The following is a 26,977-nucleotide window of genomic DNA, read 5'->3' as shown; positions in this document are numbered from 1 at the left end:
CAAGCACCAGACATCGTCTCTGTATAGGCGAGGTTGGCTATGCTTTGCATTTGACTGTAAGAATTCAAGAGGCAGGAATTTTGGTTGTTTTCAAAATCATCAATAATGTCACTGGAAAGCACTACGTCGGGACCTCTTTTAACAGTGGTTTTCAGCGCTTTGAACAATATGTCGAAGCAGCAAACGAAGACCTAGATTACCCACTGTATGAAGAGATTCGCACTCACGGCGTTGACGCATTCACAGTAGAAGAATTGTTCGAGACAAGCGACAAAGAAGAGCTTTACGAACTAGAGCAAGACTACATTGCAATCTACAACGCAGACAGTCTTCGCGGCTACAAAATTGGTCAAACAACTGCAAAAGTAAAATCTTTTGATTTTGGCAAAAAAGCTATGTTTGACACTAATGGCAACTCCACTGCAGAGCCTGTGAAAAAGCCGTCGGCTCGCAAGGCTGCAGCGTCAGCCAAGAAAGCTGCCGAAATGCCTAAAGTAGCACTACCAAAAGATGCACCTAAACCAACGGCTGCCTCCTTTTTCGGTGAGCTAATTGGTGAAGATCGCCTTGATACACCAGCATCAATTGAGGTCGAAGACCCAACTAAGCCGTCAACGATAAAGCGCACTACGGCACCCGCCACCAAAACGGCAACAACTCGTAGCTCAAGCAGCATTCAGAAAATGCTTCGCGAAGCCGAGAAACAAGCCAAGGCGGAACGCGCAGAAGAGCTTCGCAAAAAACAAGCTGAGCAAGCAGACGAAATGGCCTTGATCATGGCCAAACTAGATGTTACTGCTAAATCTGCAACCTCTGCATTTCGCCGCCGCAAAGGCTAACTCAAGCCTCAAACGCTTAAAAAAAAGCCCCTTGGTGTATCAACACCAAGGGGCTTTTTACTATCCATCAAGAAAAACTTGAAACGTAAATTACGCCCGAGCTTTTTTCAAAGTTTCGGCAATCATAAATGCCAATTCTAACGACTGATCTGCATTTAGACGCGGATCACAATGCGTATGGTAACGATCTGCAAGATCTGCTTCTGTGACTTGGAAGGCACCGCCCACACATTCCGTGACGTTTTGCCCCGTCATCTCAAAGTGCACACCACCCGGGTAAGTCCCTTCGGCTTTATGCACTTCGAAGAATTGCTGAACTTCACGTAACACATCATCCACTTTACGAGTTTTATATCCCGTACTCGCTTTCACCGTATTACCATGCATCGGATCACTACTCCAAACCACTTTCTTGCCTTCGCGCTCAATCGCACGAATAAGGTTTGGCATGCCATCCGCCACTTTATCTGCACCCATACGAACAATGATATTTAAACGCCCTTCTTCGTTATTCGGGTTTAAAATATCACACAAACGCAGCAGGTCTTCTGGGTCCATAGATGGCCCCGCTTTTACGCCAATCGGGTTATGCACACCGCGTAAAAACTCCACATGAGCACCGTCGATTTGACGAGTGCGATCACCGATCCATAACATGTGCGCAGAGCAGTCATACCATTTTCCAGTCAAGCTATCCTGACGTGTTAGCGCCTGTTCGTAAGGCAACAGCAAGGCTTCATGGGAGGTGTAAAATGACGTTTCACGCAACTGAGAAGTGCCTGCACCAATGCCACACGCTTCCATAAACTGCAATGCATCATCAATCTTGTTGGCAATCGATTGGTAACGCTCACCAGCGGGACTCGCACTGATAAAATCCAGGTTCCATTGATGCACCTGATGAAGATCGGCAAAACCACCTTGAGAAAAAGCGCGCAATAAATTCATTGTCGCCGCACTTTGGTTATACACCTTCACCAAACGCTCAGGATCCGGTATACGCGCACCTTCATTGAACTCGATACCATTAATAATGTCGCCGCGATAACTCGGCAATTCAATGCCATCCACTATCTCAGTACCAGCGGAACGAGGCTTAGCAAACTGCCCTGCCATACGACCCACTTTCACAACGGGACACTTGCCCGCGTAGGTCATCACCACTGCCATTTGCAGCAATACTTTAAAGGTGTCACGGATATTATTAGCAGAAAACTCAGCAAAGCTTTCAGCACAATCACCACCCTGCAAGAGAAATGCGTTACCTTTTGCAACCTCAGCCAAGTCGGTGCGTAATTGACGCGCCTCACCAGCAAACACCAAAGGTGGCATGCTAGACAAGGTATGTTCAACACCAGCAAGCGCTTTCGCATCTGGGTATTCTGGTTGCTGTAAAGCCGTTTTATGACGCCAGCTCTCTACGTCCCATGAATTAGGCATAACACCCCTATAATAATTTACTGTTCTTCCACTGTTATTAGCGGGCCACTACCCACAAAATTTGCGCGTCTTCAGGAGAATTAGACACTACGATATGACCCATCGCTGCATCATAATACACACTATCACCCTCATTTAGCTCTACCGGCTCGTAAAACTCGGAATAAAATATCACGCAGCCGGATAGAACCAAGAGAAATTCTTCACCATCGTGGCGCACCCACTCCTTGAATTCAGAAAAACTACGCGCACGCACAATCGTCTTAAACGGCACCATTTTTTTGCGACTAATCGAGTAATTGAGAAGCTCATGCTCGTAGGTGGCGGTTGGATGAGACTCACCGTGACCAGAGCGTGTAATATCGCGCCGACCAGCAATCGAATGCTCCTGCGTTTCCACAAACAACTGCGGCAAATCCATACCTAGACCACCAATCAACTTCTGCACAATAGCAAAACTGGGCGACACTTGATCATTTTCAATTTTAGACAAGGTTGATCGAGCAATACCTGTTCGCTTGCTTACTTCCTCTAAGGTCCAGCCTTTTGTTAGGCGAATTTCTTTTACACGCTTACCAAGCTCTAAGGGCTCGACGAAACGATCTGGGTCTGAAGCGGTAGCAGTTTCTAACGAGGGTCGACTTACCATCTGCATTTTTCTCCTTTACGCTCCACAAGTTTACTAAAATAAACTCGGTTGACCTATATGATAATCGACCAACTTATTACTAATTGCCACAAAAAAGCCCGCTTTGCGGGCTTTTTGAGAAAAAAGGGGATTACGCTTTTTTCAAACGTTCCATTGCAGGCAAACAACGCCCTAAATCGAACCCTTTTCGCATTACATCAGCCACTAACGTCACAAATGAAGCTTCGTCTTTTTGATTAGCCAGCACCCATAAAACCGATGAGCGCGTACCAGTACGACAGTAAGCAAATACTTTATCACCGGTTTCTATTAATTCATTTTGAACTAAGACTTCCTTATGAGAAAGATTTTGCAGATCAACCGGATTGCAAACATATCGCAGGCCCGCCTGCTCCACCGCAGCCTGAACCTCAGCGCTGCTTGGCTGATCCTCCGACTCACCGTCAGGTCGATTGTTGACAATTACAGCAAAACCTTGCTCTTTCAGAGCATTAATATCGGAAAGCTCAATTTGCGGTGAAACAAAGTAGTGAGACGACAATTCAGTAATGTTCATACTGCGACTTCCTTATTAAGAACGGTATAGCACTTTGATTAGATGGAAACCAAACTTGGTTTTAATTGGGCCTTGAACCTTCAATAAAGGGCCACCAAAGACCGCCTTATCAAAGGGTGCAACCATATCACCTTTACGAAATTCCCCTAAGTCACCACCCTTCTTACCAGATGGACAAGTGGAAAATTTCTTAGCCAGTTGATAAAAGTCGGCACCATTATCCAACTTCAACTTTAACTGTTCTGCTTCTTGCTTGGTTTTTACCAAGATATGGCAGGCACTTGCTGTCGCCATTTAAAAACCTCTTTTATTGACCAATTGTAAATACACACAGAAATAGCTGTGTTACATTCGGTTAGTATAACTTGTTTAGCAACAGAGGGTAGTATGGGACTAATGCCATCTTCGGAAGAGCTGTCGATTCTGCTAGTAGAGCCGTCTTCCACTCAACAAAAGATCATTCAAAGAGCACTTGAAGAAACTGGAATCCGCCATTTAGCATTTGCCGACTCCATTAAATCTGCTATTTACGCCATTAAAGAAAATGAGCCAGATTTGGTCATCTCTTCAATGTACTTACCTGATGGCACAGCGGAAACGCTCATCACTTTAATAAAGAAGCATCCTGAAACTGAGCACATCAACTTTATGCTCGTTTCCAGCGAGCGAAATCGTGAGATGCTAGAAACACTGCGTCAAGCAGGCGTCATCGCAATCCTCCCAAAACCCTTTGCCCATAAAGACCTACAAAGGGCCATTAATGCAACACTCGACTTAAGCATGGAACAGGAAATCGATTTAGAGCTGATTGACCCACATGAAATGCAGGTTTTGATTGTCGATGATAGCCGCCTAGCCCAAAAACACATTAGACGGGTACTGGAGAGCATGGGGATTGTAAACATCGACTTAGCAGCTAATGGTGCTGACGCGATCACCCTAATGAGCGATGAAAGCTATGACCTAGTCATCACTGATTACAATATGCCTGAAATGGATGGGATCGAGTTCACTCACACTATTCGCATGACTGAACATCTATCTCATATACCTATATTGATGGTTGCCTCGAACGCTGACCAACCTCAGCTGGCCAACATCACGCAAGAAGGCGTTGATGCCATTTGTGATAAGGTTTTTGAACCGGAAACACTTCGCGTATTACTACATAAGATTTTGGATTAAAAAAACGGCTATAAGGCCGTTTTTATCTCGCATAAATCTTCTGTAACGTTAAGCAGCAAGCAGCGCCTTCACGATTGGCACATTAGCCTCAGGGAACGTATAACTGGTAAGGTCTTTCAACGATACCCAAGCGACTTCTTGACCCTCTTTACCATGAGGCTCGCCATCAAAATCAGTTACTTTAAAAAAGTGCAACTCTACTGACTTATCCGAATAATCATGACGAATCAATTGAAATGGCGAGGACACGTTGACCTGAATACCACACTCTTCTTCGAGCTCACGCACTAACGCCGCACGCGGTTCCTCATCAAGCTCAACCTTGCCGCCAGGAAACTCCCAACAACCGCCTTGATGCTTATCTTGCGAGCGAAGCGCGATAAACACTTGCTCATCGCGCATAATAATACCCGCAGCAACACGAATAACCATTAGGTGCGGTACTCAGCATTGATGGTCACGTATTCATGCGAGAAGTCCGTTGTCCAAACGATATCCGACTCTTCCCCAGCCCCAAGGTCCACAACAATATGGATCTCTGCAGGATTCATAGCTTCTTGGCCTGCTTCCTCGTTGTAATCTGGTGAGCGACCACCTTCACGAGCGATTTCACAACCATTAATCGAAAGAGAAACCGTATCTACATTTAGATTCTCAACGCCAGCACGACCCACTACAGCAAGGATGCGCCCCCAGTTTGGGTCAGAAGCAAATAGCGCAGTTTTTACCAGCGGCGAGTGAGCAATCTCAAATGCTGTTTTAGTCGCATCTGATTTGATTTTTGCCCCCTTCACTTCAACGGTAACAAACTTAGTTGCTCCCTCACCATCGCGAACAATGGCATGCGCTAGTTCTTGCATTACCTCAAGGAAAGCTGCGGCAAACACTGCACCGTCACCTTGTGTAAAGTCAGTAATTACAGGATTAGCCGCTTGCGCCGTCGCAACAGCGATGCAAGAGTCGTTAGTCGACGTATCACTATCAATGGTAATTCGGTTAAAACTTTGGTCGGTCGTATCTTTCAATAGCGCCTGCAAAGCAAGCTGATCTACAGCAGCATCAGTAAAAATATAGCCCAACATAGTCGCCATGTTTGGACGAATCATGCCCGCACCTTTCGAGATACCACCAATCGTGACTGTCACACCCGACAACTCTACCTGACGGTAGGAACCTTTAGGCAAGGTATCTGTCGTCATGATGCCGCGACCTACATTCTCCCACCCCTCAGAGGTCAAAGAAGCCAATGCATCTGGCAATACTTTAGTGATTTTTGCAACGGGCAGCGGCTCACCAATAACACCAGTAGAGAATGGCAGAATTTGCTCTAATGCCACACCGGTAAGGTTCGCCAGGGTTTCACAAGTGAGCAGGGCATTCTGCATACCAGATTTACCCGTACCCGCATTGGCATTTCCGGTATTGATCACAAGATAGCGCGGTTTAGCTTTTGCAAGATGCTCTCGACAAACTCGAACAGGCGCTGCGCAAAACTGGTTTTGCGTGAAGACACCTGCAACCGCAGAACCTTCTGCCAACTCAAAGACAACCACGTCTTTTTTGTTTGCTTTTTTAACACCTGCTTCCATGGCCGCAAAACGCACACCAGAAATTGAAGGAATTACAGGAAAAGAACCTAATCCAACTGCCATATTGGCCTCTCGCTTTAAACTAAATGACTAAACTAAACTACCGTGACACTGTTTGTATTTCTTACCAGAACCACATGGACAAGGCTCATTTCGACCAACACGCGGCATATCACCAGCAGACGCTGCACCGCTAGTCTGAGCATCACCAGCGTCAGATACATTGGTGGTCATGGTTGTTTTAGCCTCTTGCTCACGACGTGCTGCTTCAATCTTTTCTGCTTCGTCAGCAGATTGCACTTTCACGCGTGTAACGATCTGAATCACATCAAATTTAATTTGATCCAGAAGATTTTGGAATAACTCAAACGCTTCACGCTTGTATTCCTGTTTTGGGTTTTTCTGGGCATAACCGCGCAAGTGAATACCTTGTCGCAACATATCCATCGTTTGCAAATGCTCTTTCCAAAGCGTGTCCAGCACCTGCAGAAGCACCTGTTTCTCGAAATTTCGCAGCCCCTCAGGCCCAGCAATAGCTTCTTTCGCCGCATAATCATCAATGAAGGCTTGCAAGATTTTCTCACGCAATGGCTCTTCGTAGAGTTTTTTATCCTCTGCCACCCATTGTTGAATCGCAAGTTCAAGACCAAATTCATTGCGAATACGTTCTTCTAACCCCTCAAGGTCCCATTGATCAATGATGCTTTGTGGGGGGATATACTCATCAATGAGATTGGAAACTACCTCCTCACGCATCGACTCAATAGCGCCAGACAAGTCATTTGACACCATCATGTCGTAACGCTGACGGTAAATCACCTGACGCTGATCGTTTGCAACATCATCGTATTCGAGCAATTGTTTACGGATATCGAAGTTACGACCTTCGACCTTACGCTGCGCTTTCTCAATGGCATTTGAGACCATTTTATGCTCAATGGCTTCGCCTTTCTCCATCCCTAAAGCCTGCATCATCTTCTTGATGCGATCAGACATAAAGATACGCATTAGGTTATCTTCAAGGGACAAATAGAAACGCGAAGAGCCCACATCACCTTGTCGACCTGCACGACCACGCAACTGGTTATCGATACGACGAGACTCGTGGCGCTCTGTACCAATTATATGTAGACCACCAGCAGCAAGTACCGCTTCATGACGAGCTTTCCAATCCGCTTTCAAGGCGTCTTTTTGTGCTTCAGTGGCATCCTCAGGAAGCTGTGATAATTCAACTTGCAGGTTACCACCTAACACAATATCAGTACCTCGACCTGCCATATTGGTAGCAATGGTCACTGCGCCAGGACGACCCGCTTCCGCAACGATATCGGCTTCACGTTCGTGCTGCTTGGCGTTTAGTACATTGTGTTTAACACCTTTTTTATCAAGGAAACTAGATAGCAATTCAGAATATTCAATAGATGCTGTACCCACCAATACTGGGCGACCACTTTGTACCGTTTCTTCAATATCTTTTACAATTGCTTCAAACTTCTCTTCAGTGCTCATGAAGATTAAGTCATTGAAATCTTTTCGCTGCACAGGGTTATTGGTAGGAATAACGATAACGGTCAAAGCATAAATTTGCTGGAATTCGAATGCTTCGGTATCCGCAGTACCCGTCATACCGGACAACTTTTCATACAAACGGAAGTAATTTTGGAAGGTAGTCGAAGCTAAGGTTTGGCTTTCTGCCTGAATTTTGACACCTTCTTTGGCTTCCACTGCTTGGTGAATACCTTCGGACCAGCGGCGGCCTGGCATAGTACGACCTGTATGCTCATCGACGATGACCACTTGACCATCTTGAACCACATAGTCGATATTTTTCTTGAACACCACATGGGCACGCATACAAGCATAAACATGGTGTAAAAGCTGTAAATTGCTGGCAGCGTAAAGGCTATCACCTTCTTCTAGTAGACCCTGCTCAACCAACCACGCTTCAACAAATTGGTGACCGTCTTCGGTTAGCTCAACATTACGCTGAGACTCGTCAAAGGTGTAATGGCCAACTTCTTCGCCCTCTTCTTCTTGCTTGATTAGCAAAGGCGCTAGCGTATTGATTTTACGATATTGTTCTGAGCTATCTTCTACCGCACCAGAAATTATCAGAGGCGTACGCGCCTCATCAATTAGGATCGAGTCCACTTCGTCGACAACAGCAAACGCTAACTCGCGCTGCATACGGTCTTCCATACGGAAAACCATGTTGTCACGTAAATAATCGAAACCAAACTCATTGTTGGTACCGTAAGTGATATCGGATTGGTAAGCAGTACGCTTTTCTTCACGCTCTTGGCCCGCATGTACCACGCCAACGCTCATATCCAAAAATTCATACAGCGGACGCATCCAGTTCGCATCTCGACGAGCCAGATAATCGTTCACTGTAACAACATGGACACCTTTACCTGCCAAGGCATTAAGATAAACAGCTAAAGTTGCAACGAGCGTTTTACCTTCACCTGTACGCATTTCTGCAATACGCCCTTCGTGAAGCACCATACCGCCGATCATTTGCACGTCGAAATGACGCATCCCCATGACACGACTACTGGCTTCACGAACCGTTGCAAAAGCTTCTGGCAAAAGAGAGTCAAGCGACTCACCCTTGGCCAGACGCTCCCGAAATTCATTCGACTTGGCCATCAAATCATCATCGGTTAATCCTTTAAAGGTCTCTTCTAACTTGTTGATCTGAGAGACGACTTTCTTATAACGCTTCACTTCTCGGTCGTTTTTAGTACCGACAATTTTTTTAATGACTGTTCCGAACATATTTCAACACAACTTAGAATTAGAATAATTTAGAGTCTAACATGGTAAATAGCTCCGAAACATGAATTATCAAGCCCTTATAACGAAAAAAGCCAGACATAAGTCTGGCTTTTTAAAATTTTGCTTAATAACTAGGCAATCGCTGCCGATTCCGTAAACGAAATCGGATTCAATGCCTCATCCTCTTCAAAAGTCACATATTCCCAAGCATCTTGGTTTTGCAACAATTCAAGAAGAAGTTTGTTATTCAAACCGTGACCCGATTTGAATGCTTTATATTCACCAATTACGCTGTGACCAAGTAGGTATAAATCACCAATCGCATCCAATACTTTATGACGAACAAGCTCATCACGGTAACGCAAACCTTCGTCATTCAATACACGGTAGTCGTCAAGAACGACAGCATTTTCCATGTTTGCACCACGAGCTAGGTTATTGTTTTTAAAGTATTCGATATCTTTCATAAAGCCAAATGTACGAGCGCGAGAAATTTCTTTGACAAATGTAGTCGTTGAAAAATCTACCGACGTAAACTGGACTTCTTCATCGATCGCTGGATGCTGAAAGTCGATTGTGAAAGATAAACGGAAACCATTAAACGGCTCAAGCGATGCGTACTTATCACCATCCTCAACACGGATTAGCTTCTTAATACGAATAAATTTCTTCGGAGCTTCTTGCTCTTCGATGCCAGCAGATTGAAGCAAGAACACAAAAGGACTTGCACTACCATCCATTAATGGCACTTCACTTGAACTTAACTCAACATAACAGTTATCAACACCCAAACCAGCCATAGCTGATAATAAGTGCTCAACTGTACTAACCGTTACCTCACCATCACGTAGAGCCGTTGCGAAATTGGTAGCGCCAACAGATTGAGCTGAGCCAAGAATTTCTACAGGTGGCTCAAGATCTGTACGCACAAACACAATACCAGTATTCACTGGCGCCGGTTTAAGCGTTAGATAAACTTTCTCGCCAGAGTGTAAGCCCACTCCAGTAGCGCGAATAATGTTTTTAAGCGTGCGCTGACGTACCATTATATTCCTACAATATGATGACAGTTAAAATTTGCCGGAATAATACCAACAAGTGTCGTTTTATACAATTAAGAACCCCAAAGCTGCGCACTTTTTGCGCAAACTTTTTTCTTAGTCCGCTTGACGACGCAAGAATGCCGGAATATCCAAGTATGATAGCTTGTCATCTGCACTCTGAGCCGAGCTAGCAGTACTAGTGGATTCACTTAGTTTTGGTTCTGGTTTATTAATCGTCGCCTCAACCACCGGCTTTGATGCTTCAGGCTGAGATGACACTACGCTAACCGGAACAGATTCTACCGCTGGAGCCGGAGCAGGTGATGCTGAAACAGAAGCAGTTGCTGAAACCGTCGCACCGACAGCCGATTGCATCTGCGCTTCACCGCCTCTTCCCTCTAGACCGGTCGCAACCACAGTTACACGCATCTCTTCACCAACACTCGGATCAATCGCACAACCAATCACGACAGTCGCATCCTCGGAAGCATATTCCTCAATGATATTACCGACTTCAGTAAACTCAGAAAGACCCACCTCATCGTTTGCCGTGATGTTTACAAGTACGCCGCGAGCACCTTTCAAGTTAATATCTTCAAGCAGTGGATTATGAATCGCTGCTTCTGCTGCAACGCGCGCACGATCTTCACCCGTTGCCGAGCCAGACCCCATCATCGCCATACCCATTTCTTTCATAACCGTTTGCACGTCAGCAAAGTCGACGTTGATTAGGCCAGGGCGCATGATCAAGTCGGTAATACCTTGTACCGCATTCAACAATACGTTGTTGGCTTCACCAAACGCTTTTAGCAAAGAGATATTCTTACCTAGCACTGGCAGTAGACGCTCGTTCGGTACGGTAATCAAAGAGTCCACGTTATCACGCAGCTCTTTAATACCTTCTTCTGCAACTTTCGCGCGACGACGCCCTTCAAAAGGAAACGGCTTTGTTACAACAGCAACCGTCAAGATACCTAATTCACGGGCAACTTTAGCAATTACTGGGGCAGCACCTGTACCAGTACCACCACCCATGCCAGCTGTAATGAACACCATATCGGCGCCAGTCAGCAATTCGGTAATTTTCTCTTGATCTTCAAGAGCAGAGTCACGGCCAATGCTAGGATTAGCCCCTGCACCTAGACCTTTAGTGACGGTCGTACCTAACTGCAGCGTAATACCTGAATCCAAACCAATAAGTGCTTTTGAATCTGTATTCGCGCAGATGAATTCAACACCATCCAAGTTGCTTTCAAGCATGTGCTTAACAGCGTTACCGCCGCCGCCACCTACACCAACTACCTTGATGACAGCATTGTCTGATAAGTTTTCTTCGGCTAAATCAAATACGTTCATGGACATGGGCTTTAAGCTCCTATAATTCTGCTGTCATTCCTGACTAAATATAACTCTGAAACCAGTCTTTTACTTTGTGCCACGCCTTCGCTGGACTGAAAGCAGGCTTGGCTTCACCGCTCGCCACTTCGGGCAGAAACTTTTTCTTCGGTGTCTTTACCTGCGCAGATGGCTCTACAGCATCCGGCACCGGCACACCTACTCCGGCATATTCTAACAAACCAACACTGGTCGAAAAGCTTGGGTTATCCACCATCTCAGTCACCCCGTTAGTGAGGTGAGGAGGCGCTATTCGAACTGGCATATCAAAAATACGCTCAGCTAAGGCTTCCGCCCCTTCCATTAAGGAAGTACCACCAGTAATGACGATACCAGCAGGAATACGTTCGGCATAACCGCTACGATTTAACTCATCCAGCACCATCTTGTAAATCTCTTCATAACGTGCTTCAACAACTTCAGCTAACGCATGGCGAGAAATTGATCTTGGTTTTCGGTCCCCAACACTTGGCACTTCGATGCGTTGATCAGCCGAAGCCAAACTAGACATTGCACAAGCATACTTGATCTTAATGTTCTCAGCGTGGAGAGTAGGCGTTCTTAGTGCCATTGAAATATCATTGGTTACTTGATCTCCGGCAACTGGCACTACCGCTGTGTGATGCATAGCACCGTCCAGCCAGACAGCAATGTCAGATGTTCCCGCACCGATATCAACCAAGCAAACACCCAAATCTTTTTCGTCTTCACTCAAACACACTTGACTTGAAGCAAGCTGCGACAAAATCACACCGTCGACTTCAAGACCGCAGCGACGGATGCATTTCTCAACGTTCATCACTGCGTTCGCTGCGCCTGAGATCAGATGCACATTCGCTTCCAAACGCACGCCTGACATGCCAAGCGGGTCACGAATTCCCTCTTGGGAATCAATATTGAACTCCTGCGGCAAAACATGCAGTAAACGTTGATCCGATGAAATTGGTACTGCCTGTGCAGCATCAATTACACGTTCAATGTCTTCAACCTGCACTTCACCATCTTTCACGGCCACAATACCGTGTGAGTTCTGGCTGCGAATATGACTTCCTGCAACACTCACGTAAACTGAATGAATATTACAGCCTGCCATCAGCTCAGCTTCTTCAACTGCTCGCTGGATAGATTGCACGGTGGACTCGATATTGATGACGACACCACGTTTCATGCCTTTTGCAGCATGAGTGCCTACACCAACGACTTCCATTACACCATCAACACCTTTTTCCCCGACTACGCAGGTAATTTTTGAAGTGCCAACGTCTAATCCAACAATCATAAAAATCCTAGCAATCCAACAACCAACACATTACTGCTTAAAAAAGCAACAATCAGACCAACTTTCACTGTTCAGGTTTCCATTTCACCGCCACCCCATGAGGATAGCGGGCATCGACTGATGCAATCCGATCTATTCTACCCGATAAATCACTTTTATACACTGCTACAAAGCGCTGTAATCGCTCTAAAACCGCATCACGACCGAGTTTTACGCTAACACCATTCGCGAATGAAATATTCCAAGCACCTCGATTCTCCAACTCTAATTTGGCTACCCGCAAAGTAGTGGTAGACAATAGCTGACTGATCAAGATAAATTGATCAAGCACGGTTGACTCTGTATCAGCTGGCCCAGATAACTGAGTGAGCGGCAAATTGGGTGCACTAGATGGCGCAATGATTTTCCCGCTAGCGGTAATAACCTTCCCATCATTCCACAAAGCCACTGGCTTATGCTCGTGTACTTCTATACGTAGCGTGTGTGGCCATACTCGTCGAATCTTAGCGGACTCCACCCAAGCAGGTTGCTCACCAACATATTTAAGCGCTTCCATAGGCTCATTAAACAACCCCCTACCAAGCAATTGGTTGTAACTTCGCTGCAACGCGTCTCGATCAGCAAATTGCAAATCTCCTACCACCTCAATCTTGCGAATATCGAACATTGGCGCGTCAGAGGCAACTTGATCTGGGTTATCCTGAAACAAGGCAAATACAATCAATAATATAGCGCCTAGGAACGCTGCCGTGCGCATAGTGTCATTGGGCCTCTATGGCTTCTTGCCAAGCTTTGATAATAATCATTTCTACTAGATCATCATAATTGATGCCGGCATATGCGGCAGCCATCGGCACCAAACTGTGAGACGTCATGCCCGGTGAAGTATTAACTTCTAACACGGTGAAACAACCGTCTTCGGTTTGCATGATGTCTACTCGGCCCCAACCACGACAATTTAATGAGCGGTAAGCATCAAGCGCCAACGCTTGAATCTCAAGTTCAAGATCATCCGACAAACCGCAAGGCAGAAGATATTCAGTATCATCCGCCAAATACTTAGCTTCGTAATCATACAAGGCGTGCCCTTGGGCAGGCTTGAGTCCAATCGGCGCATAGGCAACATCATCAATGATTGCGACAGTAAACTCAGGCCCAGAAACGAACTCTTCCACCAAAATGTCAGAATCATAACGTTTGGCATCCATTAGCGCCTTTTCGAGCTCAGAGGCATCATTTACTTTACTGATACCGATAGTTGAGCCTTCGCGGGACGGCTTAATAATCAACGGGTAGCTCATTTCCTGGTTAATTTGATCGATATTTGGTTCGCCGCTAAAGCACAAGTAATTTGGCGTAGGAATACCAATACCCTGCCAAAATCGTTTCGTCAGCGCTTTGTCCATTGCAAAACCTGATGCTAGAGGCAAACTACCGGTGTAAGGCTTCTCTAACATATCTAGCAACGCTTGAACGCGACCATCTTCACCTTCACCGCCATGCAAGGCGATGAAGGCCATATCAAAGTCAGTATTCATTAGCTGTTTTACAGGGTCTTGCTTGGCTCCTTCGCCATACAAGTCCACCTTCACAACTTGATAACCTTTATTTACAAGAGCTTGCGCCACGCGCGTGCCACTTTCCAAGGAAACTTCACGCTCCGCAGAACGTCCACCATAGATGACGGCAACGGTTTTTTCTTTCAATAGACTCATCTCAAATACCCTCTGCCGCCAACTTCTTCGAAATCGCCCCTATGTCACCAGCTCCTTGAGTGATCAGCAAGTCGTTAGGACGTAAAACATTTGCCAAGATTGAACGTAAATCTTCCTCACTACCGACATGAACCGGATCAAGCGCACCACGCTGACGAATACTGCCGCACATGGATTTACTGTCTGCACCATTAATTGGGGGCTCTCCCGCCGCATAGACATCCAGCAACAACAGCACGTCCACATCTGACAATACCTTTACAAAGTCCTCATACAGATCACGTGTACGAGTATAACGATGCGGTTGATAAACCATTACTAGACGCTTTTCTGGCCAGCCAGCACGAATCGATTTAATCGTCGCGTTCACCTCACTTGGGTGATGACCATAATCATCAATAAACATCACGCTACCGCCTTCTGGCAATTTCAAATCACCTTGCTCTTGGAAGCGACGACCAACACCTTCAAAGCCCATTAAGCCAGCCTGTATAGCCGCTGCATCAACCCCTAAATCCGTCGCGACAGCAATCGTTGCCAGTGCGTTTAGGATGTTGTGACGACCTGGCATCGGTAAACGAATACGCAGTGGCTCTCCTTCCGGACGATGCGCTAAAAACTCGCAGAAACGGCCTTTTTGCGAGATTTCCGTTGCATAGAAGTCAGCTTCATGATCAATACCGTAGGTCAACACTGGGCGACTCAATTCAGGCATGATTTCACGCACGTTCTCATCGTCAACACACAATACCGCCAGACCATAAAACGGCAGGTTATGAATAAACTCCACAAAGGTACGCTTAACTTGCTCAAAGTCGCCGTTATAAGTATCCATGTGATCTTCATCGATATTGGTTACGATAACGGTTTGCGGTTGCAAGTGCAGGAAGGACGCATCACTTTCGTCCGCTTCTGCCACGAGGTATTTACTGCTACCCAGTTGCGCATTCGCCCCGGCACTGGTCAGACGACCACCAATAACGAATGTCGGTGACTCATCCGTCGCCGCCAAGATAGAGGCCATCAAACTGGTCGTCGTTGTTTTACCATGCGTTCCGGCCACTGCAATGCCATGGCGGTAACGCATCAGCTCAGCAAGCATTTCGGCGCGACGTACAATTGGAATACGATGATCTTTGCCCCATTTGATCTCGGGGTTACTTTTATCAATCGCGCTCGACACAACAATAACGTGAGCGTTTTTAACGTTTTCTTCACGATGACCAATAAAAATTTCAACACCAAGTTGCGACAAGCGCTCGGTCGTTGTGGAAGCCTTCATGTCAGAGCCACTAACCTTGTAACCTTGGTTGCACAACACCTCAGCAATACCTGACATGCCTACACCGCCCACACCGATAAAGTGGATATTTTGAATTCGGCGCATTGTAGGGATATCGTAGCGAAATTTTGCTTCCATCATTTCTTAATTAACCTTATACACTGAGAAACCACCGTCTGGGTGGCATCAGGATGAGCCGCCAGTTTTGCGTGCTCAGCCATGGTTTGTAATTTATTCGTATCGTCTGTCAATTCGATTAGACAGCTCTCTAAGCTAGCTAGATTAAGCTCTGTCTGCGGCATCAAATAGGCCGCACCCACCTGAGACAATGAACGCGCATTAGCCGTTTGATGATCGTCAATCGCATGTGGATATGGCACCAAAATCGAAGGTAAGCCAGCAATCGCCAATTCACTTATTGTCATAGCCCCAGCACGACATAACACAACATCCGCCCAATAATAGGCTTGACTCATATCGTCAATGTAAGCATCGACTCGTGCTGATACACCTAGCTTTTCGTAGTCCGCCTGCACCGCTTGGTAATTTTTCGCCCCCGTTTGATGCCAAACATCTAAACGAGTTTCGTGTTGCCAATTAGCTAACAGCTGTGGCACCACATCGTTAATCGCTTTTGCCCCAAGACTCCCCCCCACAACCAACAAACGAACAGGTCGTGAAGACTCTTCGCGAACCGCTCTAGTTTTTTGTGACAGAATCGCACCGCGAACGGGGTTGCCTACTGTTAAAGCACCTGGCAAAGCACCGTCAAAGGCCTGCAATTTAAGCTTGGCAATCTTAGACAACAATTTATTAGTGGTGCCAGCGACGGCATTCTGCTCATGGATTGCCAGCGGCACCCCCAGCAACTTCGCTGCGACACCACCGGGACCAGCAACAAAGCCCCCCATTCCTAGCACCAAATCAGGCTTCTCACGGCGCATAATGGCTACCGCTTGACCGATGGAGTGAGCAATGCGCCAAGGTGCTAATAGCAATCCTAGAGCACCTTTACCTCGCACACCTTTAATGGAAACCGTATGCAAAGGAATATCATGCTTCGGGACCAGAGTCTCTTCCATGCCCCCCGCAGCCCCCATCCAGCAGACTTCCATTCCTAATGATGAAAATTTCTCGGCACACGCCAAAGCAGGATAAATATGCCCACCGGTTCCGCCAGCCATAAGCATTACTTTTTTCGGCTTAGACACCTTATACGTCCCCTATTTCCATCATATCTTTGGCTTTTCGTCCTCTAGACGATGTTTTTTCTTTCTCTTCGATAGGTTCTAGACGTCGATTTTCAATATCAACACGCCCCACCACAAACAAACTCGCTAAGGTGATTATCAAACTACTGCCGCCATAACTAATCAGAGGTAAAGTCAAACCTTTGGTTGGCAGAAAGCCGGTATTCACCCCTACGTTGATAATGACCTGAGCCAAAATCAAAATAGCAAAACCAAAACACATATAGCCTTGGAACAGCCGTTCCTGACGCATGGCCGTTTGCCCAATTTTAAACACTCGAGCAAGCATCACTGCGAACACGCCTAGCAACAGCAAACCACCAAACATCCCCGTTTCCTCTACCCAAATAGAGAATACGAAATCGGTGTGTGCCTCTGGCAAGTACGCTAATTTCTGAACACTATTGCCCAGGCCAAGCCCAAACCACTCGCCACGACCATAAGCAATCAATGCCTGCGATAACTGATATCCTTCGTTGTAAGGGTCCGCCCAAGGGTCAACAAAGTTCATCAAGCGCTTAACACGGTAACTTTCCGAAATCGCTACCACCCCAAGCGCCCCGATAACCGCGATCACCAACCCAATAAACTGGTAAATCGGCGCCCCCGCGATAAACAGCAAAGCAATAACAGTACCGATCAAAACCACCGAAGCCCCAAAGTCAGGCTCCAAAAGCAGACAGATCAAAAACAAAAAGGACACCACCATAGGCATCCCCGAACCAATCAATTGTTGCCGAACACGATCAGCCCGCCGCACCAAATAACCAGAGACGTAAACCACCATACAGACCTTGGCGACTTCCGAAGCCTGTAAGTTAAACACCAACAGATTAATCCAGCGCCGACTGCCGTTTACCGTTTTGCCTATACCAGGCACCAACACCAAGATCAGCAGCAACAACGAGAACATCATTAATGGAACCCCCCACTTATGCAGGGTTTCAGTAGGGATGGACATCATGAAATAGCCAAAACCCAAACCGATCATTAAATAAATGACTTGACGCGCCATAAAGTAAAACGGATGGCCATATTTCGTCTCCGATAAAAAAATCGAAGCGCTGGACACCATCACAATTCCAAGCACTAATACGCATGCCACAGACGCTGTAAAAACGGGGTCAATCTGACGAAACTCCTTGTATGAAATCGGCTCTAGAATGGCGCGAATATTCATAACTTATTGACCAATTCGACAAAGTGATCCCCACGAGCTTCGAAGTTTTTATACTGATCGAAACTTGCACACGCTGGTGAAAACAACACAATATCACCTTGTTTTACTTGAGTTTTTACAGCTCCCATCACATCAGCCAATTCGACATGTTCAGAGTATGACGTCCCTTCAGGTACGATGTCGACGATCTTGCTAGCATCTTTACCAAATACATAAAGATGCTTGACGAATTTTGCTAAGGCTGGCGCCAAAGGTGAGAAATCGGCCCCCTTTCCAACCCCACCTACTAGCAAATGAATCGTTTTCTCATGCTTATTACCCAAGCCCTCTAAGGCCGCCAAAGTTGCGCCCACATTGGTGCCTTTTGAATCATTGATAAAAGCCACCCCATCCAACTCGCGCACAGTTTCACAACGGTGCGGCAGTCCAGCAAAAGTCGCTAATACCTGCGCCACTTCCGGCGCCTCAATCGGTAGCTCCAACACATCTAAAATGGCCAAGCAGGCCAAGACATTAGCGTAGTTATGCTCACCTTTGAGTTTGATATCCTCCGTATTAAACAGACGCTTGACACCTTTAGACAACCAAACCCCATCAGGATCTTTCAATAAGCCAAATTCCTTTAGATCCGGACTGCTCTTCGTAAAAGCACGTACTGGCGTATTTTGCGCCAGTAACGGTGCCGTCAGTATGTCCTGCTTATTGCACACCGCCGCCTTGCAACCACGGTAGATACGTTGTTTCGCACGCTGATAGCTGTATAAATCATCATATCGATCCATATGATCTTCAGTCACGTTTAGCAAGCAAGCGACATCAGCCTTTAAGGCATGCGTGGTTTCTAATTGGAAGCTGGAAAGCTCCAGTACATAAAAATCAATATCGTCGGCAATACAGTCCAGCGCCGGCAAGCCAAGGTTTCCGCCCGCCACAGAACGCTTACCCAAGCCTAACAACAACTCATTCACCAAAGTGGTCACAGTGCTCTTAGCATTAGAACCCGTAATAGCAATTACCGGCGCATTTGCATAATCGCAAAATAGATCTATATCACCACGCATTTGCACACCAGCTTGCGCTAATTCCTGCAAAATAGGCGTAGCAAGTGCAATACCCGGACTGACAAACAACTCGGTGACAGCCAAATTTTTCAAGTGTTCTAGGCCGCCAGTGAAGATTCGCTCAGCTGGGCAAAACTGCTTTACTTGATCCAAGCCCGGTGGATTCTCACGGGAATCCACCACATAGAAATCTAAACCTTGCTTAGCGAGGAACTTTGCCGTGGAAACGCCACTTACACCTAAACCAACGACAGCACGCACGCGATCTGAAGAAATCAATGACATGTCGGATTACCTTACCTTAAGGGTCGCTATACCAATCAAAACTAAACACACAGTGATAATCCAGAAACGTACAATCACTTTGGGTTCAGCCCAGCCTTTCAATTCAAAGTGATGATGAATCGGTGCCATGCGAAAAATGCGGCGCTTGGTCAATTTGTAAGATGCCACCTGCAAAATCACGGAAACGGTCTCCATAACAAAGACACCGCCCATGATAAATAGCACCAATTCCTGACGCACAATCACGGCAATCACACCCAATGCTGCACCAAGCGCTAAAGCCCCCACGTCCCCCATGAAAACTTGGGCAGGATAAGTGTTGAACCAGAGAAAACCTAAACCCGCGCCAACTAGAGCAGAACAGAAGACAATCAATTCACCGGTGCCCTGCACATAAGGAATCAATAAGTAATCGGCAAATTTGATGTTACCCGTTAAGTAGGCAAATAACCCCAATGCACCACCTACCAATACGGTTGGCAAAATTGCCAACCCATCCAAGCCATCAGTCAAATTCACAGCATTACTGGTACCAACGATGACGAAGTAGGTAAAAACCACAAAGAAAATACCAAGAGGAATAACAGCATCTTTAAACAACGGAATAAGCAAAGAGGTTTCCGCCGGCGTAGAAGCAATCGAATACAAATAAATAGCAGCCGACAGACCAAACACACTCTGCCAGAAATACTTCCATTTAGCAGGTAAACCACGAGAATTCTTCTCCACTACTTTACGGTAGTCGTCCACCCAACCAACGGCTCCAAAAGCAATCATGGTTAGCAGGGTCACCCATATATAAGGATTGGTTAAATCCCCCCAAAGCAACGTACTGATTGAAATAGAAAATAGAATCATAACCCCCCCCATAGTGGGGGTACCGGCTTTGCTCAAATGCGATCGCGGACCGTCATCACGCACTGCCTGACCAATTTGTAGACGTTGCAGCAAACGAATCACTTTGCCACCAATTAACAGGGAGATAAACAGTGCCGTTAATACACCTAAAATCGCACGTAACGACAGGTAGTTGAACACCGTAAAGAAGGTAAAATATTTGCTAAGGTAAGCTGTTAAAAGCAGTAGCATGGCTAGGCTAATTCCTAATTTTTCAGAGCGTTAACAATATCTTCCATTCTGGCCGAGCGTGAGCCCTTCACCAAAATGACATGTTCTGAATTGAGCGCAGCAAGAATCGCCAACGCTTCATCTTTGGTCTGGCAAGGGTGCACCTGCTGCTCAGACGTTTTTGTTTGCATAAATCCTTCGCCGGCATGTGCTGCAATCGGACCTATCGTAATCAAATGCTCAATGCCTGATTGGGCTGCATATTCTCCAAGCCCAAGGTGGATCGCCGTTTCTTGATCACCTAGCTCACCTAAAGCGCCTAGCACCATCCACTTTGTCTGATTTGCATACAGCGCCAAGACATCTATGGCCGCTTCGACAGATTTAGGGCTGGCATTGTAGCAATCATTAATAACAACGGCCTCATTTTTTGAGGTCAGTAACTCCATTCGACCCGGCACTTGTTCCGGATGTTTTAATTGCGCCACCACATCTATTAACGCAAAACCCAAAGCGGTCATTGCGAGCGCCACGGCCATGGCGTTCGCAATATGATGTTTTCCAGGACGATCTAGAGTCAGTCGATAGGTTTCGTCACGATAGACTAGGGTAGTGTTTGAACCAGAAACTGTTTCTTGGACAGTCTTTGCATACAATGTGGCACTTGGATCAGTAAATGAAAACGAACGAACTTCTCGCTCTCCAACACGCCCCAACCAATAGTCGTAAGAAGCATCATCGGCGTTCAGTACGACCGTAGCGTTCGGCTTAGCCGTTTCAAACAGCATACCTTTTTCAATAGCAATGCCTTGGATTGAGCCAAAGCCAAGCAAATGACTACCACTAGCATTGGTTAGCACCACTACGTCCGCCTCAATCGTTTGACCAAGCTTTTCAATCTCCCCGGGGAAACTGGTGCCAGCTTCGATCACGGCATATTGATCCGCAGCAGACAAATTCAGTAGTGTTTTCGGTACACCGATTTGATTATTCAGATTGCTTTGGGTTTTCAGTACCTGCCCATGCTCAGACAAGACTCTCGCAAGCCAGTCTTTGACGCTAGTTTTACCATTACTACCGGTAATCGCTACCACTGGCCCAGTAAACAATCGGCGCACCATACGGCCAATTAAAGCGTAGGCTTGGGCGGTATCTTCCACTTCAATCCTAGGTGTTGCTGTCACGGGCTCACTGACTAAAACAGCGGTCGCCCCTTGTTGCATGACAAGGTCGGTAAATTGATGACCATTAAACCGCTCTCCCACCAGTGCAACAAATAGCTTTTGCTCAAGCACTTCACGAGAGTCCGTTGAGACATCCATCACAACAGCATCTTGGCCAATTAAACGACCACCCACCACGTTCGCGATATCAGACAATTTAAGCTTTTGCAACATAGGCCTTCAACGCCGCTTGGGCTTCTTCTCGATCATCAAAATGGTGCCGAACACCCTGTATTTCTTGGTAGGTTTCATGCCCCTTACCGGCAATTAAAACAATATCTTCTGGTCTTGCCATAGCAATCGCTTGAGCAATTGCCTGATGACGATCCACCTCGACTCGCACTTCAGCCAGAGCATCATCTAGTGCAACTAAGGCATCATCAATAATAGCTTGAGGTGACTCGGTACGCGGATTATCAGAGGTCAACCAAACAAAATCTGCTTGCTGTTGCGCAACCGAGAGCATCATTGGCCGTTTGCCCTTATCGCGATCACCGCCACAACCAAAGACACAAATCACACGACCAGCAGCGTGGGCATGAATAGCCTGCAACGCCACATCCAGCGCATCTGAGGTATGTGCATAATCGACCAACACCAATGGTGCGCTTTCTAGTTTACAGGACTCCATACGCCCTGGCGCACCTTGTAGATTGGACAACATCGGGATCGCTTTCTCTGGCACATCAACCACGGACAACACCGAGGCCAGCGCAGCCAAGGCATTTTGCACATTAAAATCCCCAAGCAAGGGCAACAAAACCGAATACTCTTTATTCAACACCCCGATATTTAAACGAACACCGGTTTGCTCAAACACCTTATCGAGCACACAGAATTGCACCGCATCACACTTCTCTACTTCTGCAGAGTAACGCCACACTGGAGCGGCGGTCGTCGCAACCATAAAGTCAGCATAGTCAGAGTCGGCGCAGACGATAGCATGCTCGACAGATTCAAACTCGAATAAGCGACGCTTGGCGCAAGCATAATTCTCCATTGAGCCGTGATAATCAAGATGATCGCGAGTAAGGTTTGAGAAAACGGCCGTTGACACAGGCACACCAGCTAGACGCTGTTGATCCAAGGCATGAGAAGAAGCTTCAAAAGCCACCAAATCTACGCCTTGCTTTGCAAAGGAGGACAAAAGTTTGTGTAAGGTCAGCAAATCAGGCGTCGTTTGTTTAGCTTCTTGCAAATCCCCCAGAACCCCAATACCAAAAGTTCCAATCATGGCACTCTTTAGACCAAGGGCTTGTGCTAACTGGGCAATGTAGTAACAGATGCTTGATTTACCGTTGGTCCCTGTCACAGCCACAATATGCTGCGGTACAGGACCATATACATGGCGAGCCAGTTGGGCTAGCACCTGCTCAATGGCTTCCACTTCAAGCAGAACCATGGAGTCAGAGGTAATACCAAGCCCCTTTGGGATGAGCGCAACAGTACAGCCTTTTTCCGCGACCTGCTCCAAATAATCCCAGCCATTACTAGACACACCAGGCAGAGCTATAAAGACCGTTTCAGGACCCACTAAACGAGAATCGGTCTCTAAAGACCGATACTCATTTTGCTCAATTTGCCAACAATTTTCGAGCGTTAGCCAATGTAGAAGCTGTTCGAAGGTAAACATATTAGTTTCCTTGCACGATTCGATAAGGTGCCTTATCAGTCTCTTCTAAGCGTACTTCACGCAGCCCTTCAGGACGGTCAGGCGGAATATTAAGCATTGTTAAAGCGCCCTCCATCACACGTGAAAACACTGGCGCAGAAACCTCACCACCATAGTATTTACGACCTTTTGGATCGTTGACCATAACAACCATCGCTAAACGAGGATTTGTTGCAGGCACTACGCCGGCAAACAGTGAGATGTACTGATCATATGCATAACCACCCTCACCTACCTTGTGCACCGTACCGGTTTTACCTGCCACGTTGTAACCTGGAATTTGCGCTTTTTTACCTGAACCTTCCGTCACCACCGCTTGCAGCATGTGTACGACATCTTGAGCAATATTAGCTGGAATCACCTGCTCACCCTGTGGTGGCATATCCTGTTTAAAGAGCGTCACAGGCACCTTGTAACCATGGTTCGCCAGCACCATATAAGCTTGCGCCAACTGTAAAGTAGACACCGCTAAACCGTAACCATAAGACAAGGTGGCGATTTCAGAAGGATGCCATTTAGGGTGCATTGGCAATTTACCTGTGGTTTCACCGGGGAAACCCAAACCAACAGGTGAACCAATCCCTAACTCATAGAACATGTTCCAAATGGTATCCTGCGGTAGCGACAAGGCAATATGAGAGGTACCAACGTTACTTGACTTAACCAATACCGTTTCAAGATTAATCTTACCGTAGTTTCTGAAGTCTCGAATGGTGTAACGACCAAACTTCATGTAGCCCGGACTGGTATCGATAATCGACTCTGTATTGTATTGACCAGAACGCAACGCGGCTGTCACGGAGAAGGGCTTCATGGTTGAGCCAGGCTCAAATAGGTCAATCACTGCACGGTTACGTAATTCTTCTGGCTCAAGGTCAGATCGGTCATTTGGGTTAAACGATGGCTGGTTCACCATGGCCAACACTTCACCCGTACGCACATCCAAGATAACCGCCGAAGCCGAGCTAGCACGCTGCTCAGTCACTACCGCTTTCAATTCACGATAAGCCAAATATTGCAGGCGCATATCGATACTTAGCTCGATGTTTTCGCCTGCCTGCTCTGGTACTTCTTGACCTAGGGTACGAATGATATTGCCCTTAAGATCTTTCATGTAAGAAAACTCGCCTGGCTTACCCTGCAATGCCTGATCGTAAGCAAGCTCAAGACCTTCTTGGCCTTTGTCATCAATGTTGGTAAAACCGACCACTTGAGCCGTCACTTCACCGGCTGGGTAGAAGCGTTTGTATTCCTTGATCTTGCTAACACCCACGACTTCAGCATCAAGTATCGCCTCCGCTTCATGCGGTGGAATCTGACGCTTCAGATACATAAAACCTTTATTGCGGTTTGCTTCAAAGCGCTCTTTCAAAAGTGCCGACCCCACTCCCATAGCCTCAGCAAGACGAGCAATTTCCTGCTCAGGTGTTTTGCGCTCACCAACGGGCTTTGCTAGGTTTTTTGGGTCTTCAGCAAGCGCCCAAAGATCTCTAGGGTTCGCGATCACTGTCCAAGTCGGCGTACTCACCGCCAACGGCTCACCGTTGCGATCCAAAATCATGCCACGGGTCGCTGGTATGGATTCCGTTCGTACGGCACGCATCTCCCCTTGGTTTTGTAGGAATTCTTTATCCAACACCGTGAGGTAAAACAAGCGCCCCGCGGCAACAGCAAATAGAAGGAATGCAATGCCGTACACCAAATACAGGCGCCAACGGCTGGGTGATAAACTACGTTCGTTTGTGTTCATGGCTTCACAATGACCAATTCTTCCGGGGTCGGAGCATGCATATTCAAATCCCTTATTGCTGCTTGTTCCAATCGACTTGGTTGGGTCAGGGCGCTTTGTTCCAACAAGAGCTGCCCCCAAACCACTTCATAGTTCACTTCGTCTTTCTTTAACTGTTGCAGGTACGCGAAGTCCCTGCGAAAGTCGTACACTTGAATAACCAAGACAATGGCCATCACGCCTAGCAACAACAGCGTCACTACGAATGACAGCAGCTTTGTCGTGTGGTTATTCACTGATTCGCTCCATAACACGCAATACTGCACTGCGCGAGCGAACGTTATCACTCACTTCCCCTTTCGAAGGCTTAATCGCCTTACCCACGGTTTTGAAGTGAATGTCCAAATGAGCATTTTGAATTGGCAAATGACGCGGTAAATCAGGCCCTTTACACATCTTCTTCATAAACTGCTTAACAATTCGATCTTCCAAAGAATGGAAGCTGATAACCACTAAACGACCACCGACTTTCAGTGCTTTAGCCGCCGCCTCCAAGCCTGTTTCCAAATCGCCAAGTTCATTATTGATGTGAATACGGATACCTTGGAAAGCACGTGTCGCAGGGTTTTTTCCTTTCTCCCAAGCCGGGTGTGCTTCAGCCACAATTTTGGCCAGCTGCTTGGTGGTAGTAATGGGGGTATGAGAGCGATATTCGACAATGGCGCGGGCAATGCGTCGTGAATAACGCTCTTCACCGTATTGATACATCACATCGGCAATTTCTTTTTCTGCTGCTACAGCAATCCAGTCGGCTGCACTCATGCCCGCATTGGGGTTCATACGCATATCCAGCGGACCGTCATTCATAAAACTAAAGCCGCGACTGGCATCATCCAGCTGCGGTGAAGAAACCCCTAGGTCCATCATTACGCCGTCAACTTTATCAGCGCCAAAGACTTCTGGAATGTGCTCAGCCATGCTGGCAAAGCTGTCTTGCACAATGGTAAATCGAGAGTCTTCTGCTTCAAGGGTTTTACCATGACCAATGGCCACAGGGTCTTTATCAAAGCCCAACATTTTGCCTGTTGTTAGGCGTGACAACACCAAACGTGTATGCCCGCCGCGACCAAACGTTCCGTCAACGTACGTCCCAGCCGGATCGGTCACTAGCATATCGACCGATTCGTTCAGCATGACACTGATGTGTTCTGGTGTTGCATCTGTCATAGAGAGATATCCATTAATGTATCGAGTTCTAAATTATCTAGGCTGACTTCGGACAGGTACTCCTCACGCTGAGCTTCCCACTCTTCCAAGCCCCAAATTTCCAGTTTCTTACCCTGCCCCAGCAAGGTGGATTTGCGATCGATTTTGGCGAATTCCCGCAACGGTGCGGGCAACAGCAATCGCCCAGCACTGTCCAGCTCTAAATCGGTCGCGTGACCCACCAATAGACGCTGCAATCGTCGCGCTTGCGGTTGAAAGGATGGAAGTCGATCAAGCTTGGCTTGAATCTGCTCCCATTCAGACAAGGGGTAAAGCAACAAACAGCGCGACATGGGATCAATCGTCACCACCACACCCGCATCATCGTATTGCTCAAACTCATCACGTAAGCGTGCCGGCAAGGACATTCGCCCCTTTGCGTCCACACTGACCTGATGAATACCTCTGAACATGCCCATATCCCACTTATCGACACTTTACCCCACAATTTAACACTAATTTTTCGAATAGGTAAAAAAAACCCAAAAAA

25 protein-coding genes are annotated in these 26,977 nt (G+C 46.8%); 2 read left to right on the top strand and 23 right to left on the bottom strand.

Annotation, left to right across the window (positions count from 1 at the left end):
- Positions 1–80 precede the first annotated feature (80 nt).
- The gene (locus tag ASC49_RS16180; protein WP_055464285.1) at positions 81–839 is read left to right on the top strand and encodes a GIY-YIG nuclease family protein; all 759 of its coding nucleotides are present in this window, start codon (positions 81–83) and stop codon (positions 837–839) included.
- A gap of 90 nt (positions 840–929) precedes the next feature.
- Here the strand turns inward: ASC49_RS16180 and ASC49_RS16175 are convergent, their stop codons facing one another.
- The 4 genes from ASC49_RS16175 to ASC49_RS16160 form a co-directional block, all read right to left on the bottom strand.
- Positions 930–2,279: a class II 3-deoxy-7-phosphoheptulonate synthase gene (locus ASC49_RS16175; RefSeq protein ID WP_055464284.1), complete on the bottom strand. Its 1,350-nt coding sequence runs from the start codon at positions 2,277–2,279 to the stop codon at positions 930–932.
- Positions 2,280–2,316: 37 nt separating this feature from the next.
- Positions 2,317–2,928 carry a helix-turn-helix domain-containing protein gene (locus ASC49_RS16170; protein ID WP_055464299.1) on the bottom strand — a complete coding sequence of 204 codons (612 nt, stop codon included), beginning with the start codon at positions 2,926–2,928 and terminating at the stop codon, positions 2,317–2,319.
- A 130-nt stretch (positions 2,929–3,058) separates the two neighbouring features.
- The gene (locus tag ASC49_RS16165; RefSeq protein WP_055464283.1) at positions 3,059–3,484 is read right to left on the bottom strand and encodes a TIGR01244 family sulfur transferase; all 426 of its coding nucleotides are present in this window, start codon (positions 3,482–3,484) and stop codon (positions 3,059–3,061) included.
- A 15-nt stretch (positions 3,485–3,499) separates the two neighbouring features.
- Entirely contained in the window at positions 3,500–3,778 is a 279-nt protein-coding gene (locus tag ASC49_RS16160) for a peptidylprolyl isomerase (RefSeq protein ID WP_055464282.1), read from the bottom strand.
- A 93-nt stretch (positions 3,779–3,871) separates the two neighbouring features.
- Between ASC49_RS16160 and ASC49_RS16155 the strand changes: the two genes are divergently transcribed.
- Positions 3,872–4,669 (top strand): response regulator transcription factor, encoded by a 798-nt coding sequence (locus ASC49_RS16155; RefSeq protein WP_055464281.1) that lies wholly within the window; start codon positions 3,872–3,874, stop codon positions 4,667–4,669.
- Between the two features lie 48 nt (positions 4,670–4,717).
- On the opposite strand, the gene mutT is transcribed toward ASC49_RS16155, so the two are convergent.
- The 19 genes from mutT to mraZ all read right to left on the bottom strand — a co-directional run bounded on the left by mutT (position 4,718) and on the right by mraZ (position 26,900).
- Positions 4,718–5,101 (bottom strand): 8-oxo-dGTP diphosphatase MutT, encoded by a 384-nt coding sequence (mutT, locus tag ASC49_RS16150; protein ID WP_055464280.1) that lies wholly within the window; start codon positions 5,099–5,101, stop codon positions 4,718–4,720.
- Positions 5,101–6,321: a bifunctional glutamate N-acetyltransferase/amino-acid acetyltransferase ArgJ gene (argJ, locus tag ASC49_RS16145; protein ID WP_055464279.1), complete on the bottom strand. Its 1,221-nt coding sequence runs from the start codon at positions 6,319–6,321 to the stop codon at positions 5,101–5,103. The genes mutT and argJ overlap by 1 nt, the downstream gene beginning before the upstream one ends.
- 27 nt (positions 6,322–6,348) lie before the next feature.
- Positions 6,349–9,039, bottom strand: coding sequence for a preprotein translocase subunit SecA (secA, locus tag ASC49_RS16140; protein ID WP_055464278.1), 2,691 nt, complete (start codon positions 9,037–9,039; stop codon positions 6,349–6,351).
- 131 nt (positions 9,040–9,170) lie between these two features.
- Complete coding sequence (lpxC, locus tag ASC49_RS16135) at positions 9,171–10,085, bottom strand: UDP-3-O-acyl-N-acetylglucosamine deacetylase (RefSeq protein ID WP_055464277.1); 915 nt, start codon at positions 10,083–10,085, stop codon at positions 9,171–9,173.
- A 111-nt stretch (positions 10,086–10,196) separates the two neighbouring features.
- On the bottom strand, positions 10,197–11,438 hold the full coding sequence (ftsZ, locus tag ASC49_RS16130; protein ID WP_055464298.1) for a cell division protein FtsZ: 1,242 nt from the start codon (positions 11,436–11,438) through the stop codon (positions 10,197–10,199).
- A 43-nt stretch (positions 11,439–11,481) separates the two neighbouring features.
- Complete coding sequence (gene ftsA / locus ASC49_RS16125) at positions 11,482–12,756, bottom strand: cell division protein FtsA (protein WP_055464276.1); 1,275 nt, start codon at positions 12,754–12,756, stop codon at positions 11,482–11,484.
- A 64-nt stretch (positions 12,757–12,820) separates the two neighbouring features.
- A complete protein-coding gene (locus ASC49_RS16120) occupies positions 12,821–13,513 on the bottom strand; it encodes a cell division protein FtsQ/DivIB (protein ID WP_055464275.1) in 693 nt (230 codons plus the stop codon).
- Positions 13,514–13,517: 4 nt separating this feature from the next.
- Positions 13,518–14,471 carry a D-alanine--D-alanine ligase gene (locus ASC49_RS16115; RefSeq protein ID WP_082443860.1) on the bottom strand — a complete coding sequence of 318 codons (954 nt, stop codon included), beginning with the start codon at positions 14,469–14,471 and terminating at the stop codon, positions 13,518–13,520.
- Between the two features lies 1 nt (position 14,472).
- On the bottom strand, positions 14,473–15,894 hold the full coding sequence (gene murC, locus ASC49_RS16110) for a UDP-N-acetylmuramate--L-alanine ligase (protein WP_055464274.1): 1,422 nt from the start codon (positions 15,892–15,894) through the stop codon (positions 14,473–14,475).
- Positions 15,891–16,964: an undecaprenyldiphospho-muramoylpentapeptide beta-N-acetylglucosaminyltransferase gene (gene murG, locus ASC49_RS16105; RefSeq protein WP_055464273.1), complete on the bottom strand. Its 1,074-nt coding sequence runs from the start codon at positions 16,962–16,964 to the stop codon at positions 15,891–15,893. The genes murC and murG overlap by 4 nt, the downstream gene beginning before the upstream one ends.
- A gap of 1 nt (position 16,965) precedes the next feature.
- Positions 16,966–18,183, bottom strand: coding sequence for a putative lipid II flippase FtsW (ftsW, locus tag ASC49_RS16100; RefSeq protein WP_055464272.1), 1,218 nt, complete (start codon positions 18,181–18,183; stop codon positions 16,966–16,968).
- A complete protein-coding gene (murD, locus tag ASC49_RS16095) occupies positions 18,180–19,529 on the bottom strand; it encodes a UDP-N-acetylmuramoyl-L-alanine--D-glutamate ligase (RefSeq protein ID WP_055464271.1) in 1,350 nt (449 codons plus the stop codon). Before murD ends, ftsW begins: the two co-directional genes overlap by 4 nt.
- Positions 19,530–19,535: 6 nt before the next feature.
- A complete protein-coding gene (mraY, locus tag ASC49_RS16090; protein ID WP_055464270.1) occupies positions 19,536–20,618 on the bottom strand; it encodes a phospho-N-acetylmuramoyl-pentapeptide-transferase in 1,083 nt (360 codons plus the stop codon).
- Positions 20,619–20,632: 14 nt separating this feature from the next.
- A complete protein-coding gene (locus tag ASC49_RS16085; protein ID WP_055464269.1) occupies positions 20,633–21,994 on the bottom strand; it encodes a UDP-N-acetylmuramoyl-tripeptide--D-alanyl-D-alanine ligase in 1,362 nt (453 codons plus the stop codon).
- Positions 21,978–23,453 (bottom strand): UDP-N-acetylmuramoyl-L-alanyl-D-glutamate--2,6-diaminopimelate ligase, encoded by a 1,476-nt coding sequence (locus ASC49_RS16080; RefSeq protein WP_055464268.1) that lies wholly within the window; start codon positions 23,451–23,453, stop codon positions 21,978–21,980. Before ASC49_RS16080 ends, ASC49_RS16085 begins: the two co-directional genes overlap by 17 nt.
- Position 23,454: 1 nt before the next feature.
- Complete coding sequence (locus ASC49_RS16075) at positions 23,455–25,242, bottom strand: peptidoglycan D,D-transpeptidase FtsI family protein (protein ID WP_055464267.1); 1,788 nt, start codon at positions 25,240–25,242, stop codon at positions 23,455–23,457.
- Entirely contained in the window at positions 25,239–25,517 is a 279-nt protein-coding gene (gene ftsL, locus ASC49_RS16070; protein WP_072242150.1) for a cell division protein FtsL, read from the bottom strand. Before ftsL ends, ASC49_RS16075 begins: the two co-directional genes overlap by 4 nt.
- Positions 25,510–26,448 (bottom strand): 16S rRNA (cytosine(1402)-N(4))-methyltransferase RsmH, encoded by a 939-nt coding sequence (gene rsmH / locus ASC49_RS16065; protein WP_055464266.1) that lies wholly within the window; start codon positions 26,446–26,448, stop codon positions 25,510–25,512. The genes ftsL and rsmH overlap by 8 nt, the downstream gene beginning before the upstream one ends.
- Positions 26,445–26,900: a division/cell wall cluster transcriptional repressor MraZ gene (mraZ, locus tag ASC49_RS16060; RefSeq protein ID WP_055464295.1), complete on the bottom strand. Its 456-nt coding sequence runs from the start codon at positions 26,898–26,900 to the stop codon at positions 26,445–26,447. Before mraZ ends, rsmH begins: the two co-directional genes overlap by 4 nt.
- Positions 26,901–26,977: the final 77 nt, after the last annotated feature.

The sequence above is a fragment of the Marinomonas fungiae genome (assembly GCF_001418205.1).
Lineage (GTDB): Bacteria > Pseudomonadota > Gammaproteobacteria > Pseudomonadales > Marinomonadaceae > Marinomonas > Marinomonas fungiae.
The sequence above is the reverse complement of the archived record's forward strand: the minus strand, read 5'-3'. Positions and strand labels throughout refer to the sequence as shown.

What these genes read in the sequence shown, in the direction of transcription:
- lpxC (WP_055464277.1), bottom strand. Translation starts at nt 10,085, where the DNA reads ATGGTACGTCAGCGCACGCTTAAAAACATTATTCGCGCTACTGGAGTG.
- mraZ (WP_055464295.1), bottom strand. Translation starts at nt 26,900, where the DNA reads ATGTTCAGAGGTATTCATCAGGTCAGTGTGGACGCAAAGGGGCGAATG.
- argJ (WP_055464279.1), bottom strand. Translation starts at nt 6,321, where the DNA reads ATGGCAGTTGGATTAGGTTCTTTTCCTGTAATTCCTTCAATTTCTGGT.
- ftsZ (WP_055464298.1), bottom strand. Translation starts at nt 11,438, where the DNA reads ATGAACGTATTTGATTTAGCCGAAGAAAACTTATCAGACAATGCTGTC.
- mraY (WP_055464270.1), bottom strand. Translation starts at nt 20,618, where the DNA reads ATGCTACTGCTTTTAACAGCTTACCTTAGCAAATATTTTACCTTCTTT.
- ASC49_RS16120 (WP_055464275.1), bottom strand. Translation starts at nt 13,513, where the DNA reads ATGCGCACGGCAGCGTTCCTAGGCGCTATATTATTGATTGTATTTGCC.
- ftsA (WP_055464276.1), bottom strand. Translation starts at nt 12,756, where the DNA reads ATGATTGTTGGATTAGACGTTGGCACTTCAAAAATTACCTGCGTAGTC.
- ftsW (WP_055464272.1), bottom strand. Translation starts at nt 18,183, where the DNA reads ATGAATATTCGCGCCATTCTAGAGCCGATTTCATACAAGGAGTTTCGT.
- mutT (WP_055464280.1), bottom strand. Translation starts at nt 5,101, where the DNA reads ATGGTTATTCGTGTTGCTGCGGGTATTATTATGCGCGATGAGCAAGTG.
- rsmH (WP_055464266.1), bottom strand. Translation starts at nt 26,448, where the DNA reads ATGACAGATGCAACACCAGAACACATCAGTGTCATGCTGAACGAATCG.
- ASC49_RS16075 (WP_055464267.1), bottom strand. Translation starts at nt 25,242, where the DNA reads ATGAACACAAACGAACGTAGTTTATCACCCAGCCGTTGGCGCCTGTAT.
- ASC49_RS16160 (WP_055464282.1), bottom strand. Translation starts at nt 3,778, where the DNA reads ATGGCGACAGCAAGTGCCTGCCATATCTTGGTAAAAACCAAGCAAGAA.
- ASC49_RS16155 (WP_055464281.1), top strand. Translation starts at nt 3,872, where the DNA reads ATGGGACTAATGCCATCTTCGGAAGAGCTGTCGATTCTGCTAGTAGAG.
- ASC49_RS16170 (WP_055464299.1), bottom strand. Translation starts at nt 2,928, where the DNA reads ATGGTAAGTCGACCCTCGTTAGAAACTGCTACCGCTTCAGACCCAGAT.
- ASC49_RS16080 (WP_055464268.1), bottom strand. Translation starts at nt 23,453, where the DNA reads ATGTTTACCTTCGAACAGCTTCTACATTGGCTAACGCTCGAAAATTGT.
- ASC49_RS16175 (WP_055464284.1), bottom strand. Translation starts at nt 2,279, where the DNA reads ATGCCTAATTCATGGGACGTAGAGAGCTGGCGTCATAAAACGGCTTTA.
- murD (WP_055464271.1), bottom strand. Translation starts at nt 19,529, where the DNA reads ATGTCATTGATTTCTTCAGATCGCGTGCGTGCTGTCGTTGGTTTAGGT.
- ASC49_RS16165 (WP_055464283.1), bottom strand. Translation starts at nt 3,484, where the DNA reads ATGAACATTACTGAATTGTCGTCTCACTACTTTGTTTCACCGCAAATT.
- ASC49_RS16115 (WP_082443860.1), bottom strand. Translation starts at nt 14,471, where the DNA reads ATGAGTCTATTGAAAGAAAAAACCGTTGCCGTCATCTATGGTGGACGT.
- ASC49_RS16085 (WP_055464269.1), bottom strand. Translation starts at nt 21,994, where the DNA reads ATGTTGCAAAAGCTTAAATTGTCTGATATCGCGAACGTGGTGGGTGGT.
- murC (WP_055464274.1), bottom strand. Translation starts at nt 15,894, where the DNA reads ATGATGGAAGCAAAATTTCGCTACGATATCCCTACAATGCGCCGAATT.
- secA (WP_055464278.1), bottom strand. Translation starts at nt 9,039, where the DNA reads ATGTTCGGAACAGTCATTAAAAAAATTGTCGGTACTAAAAACGACCGA.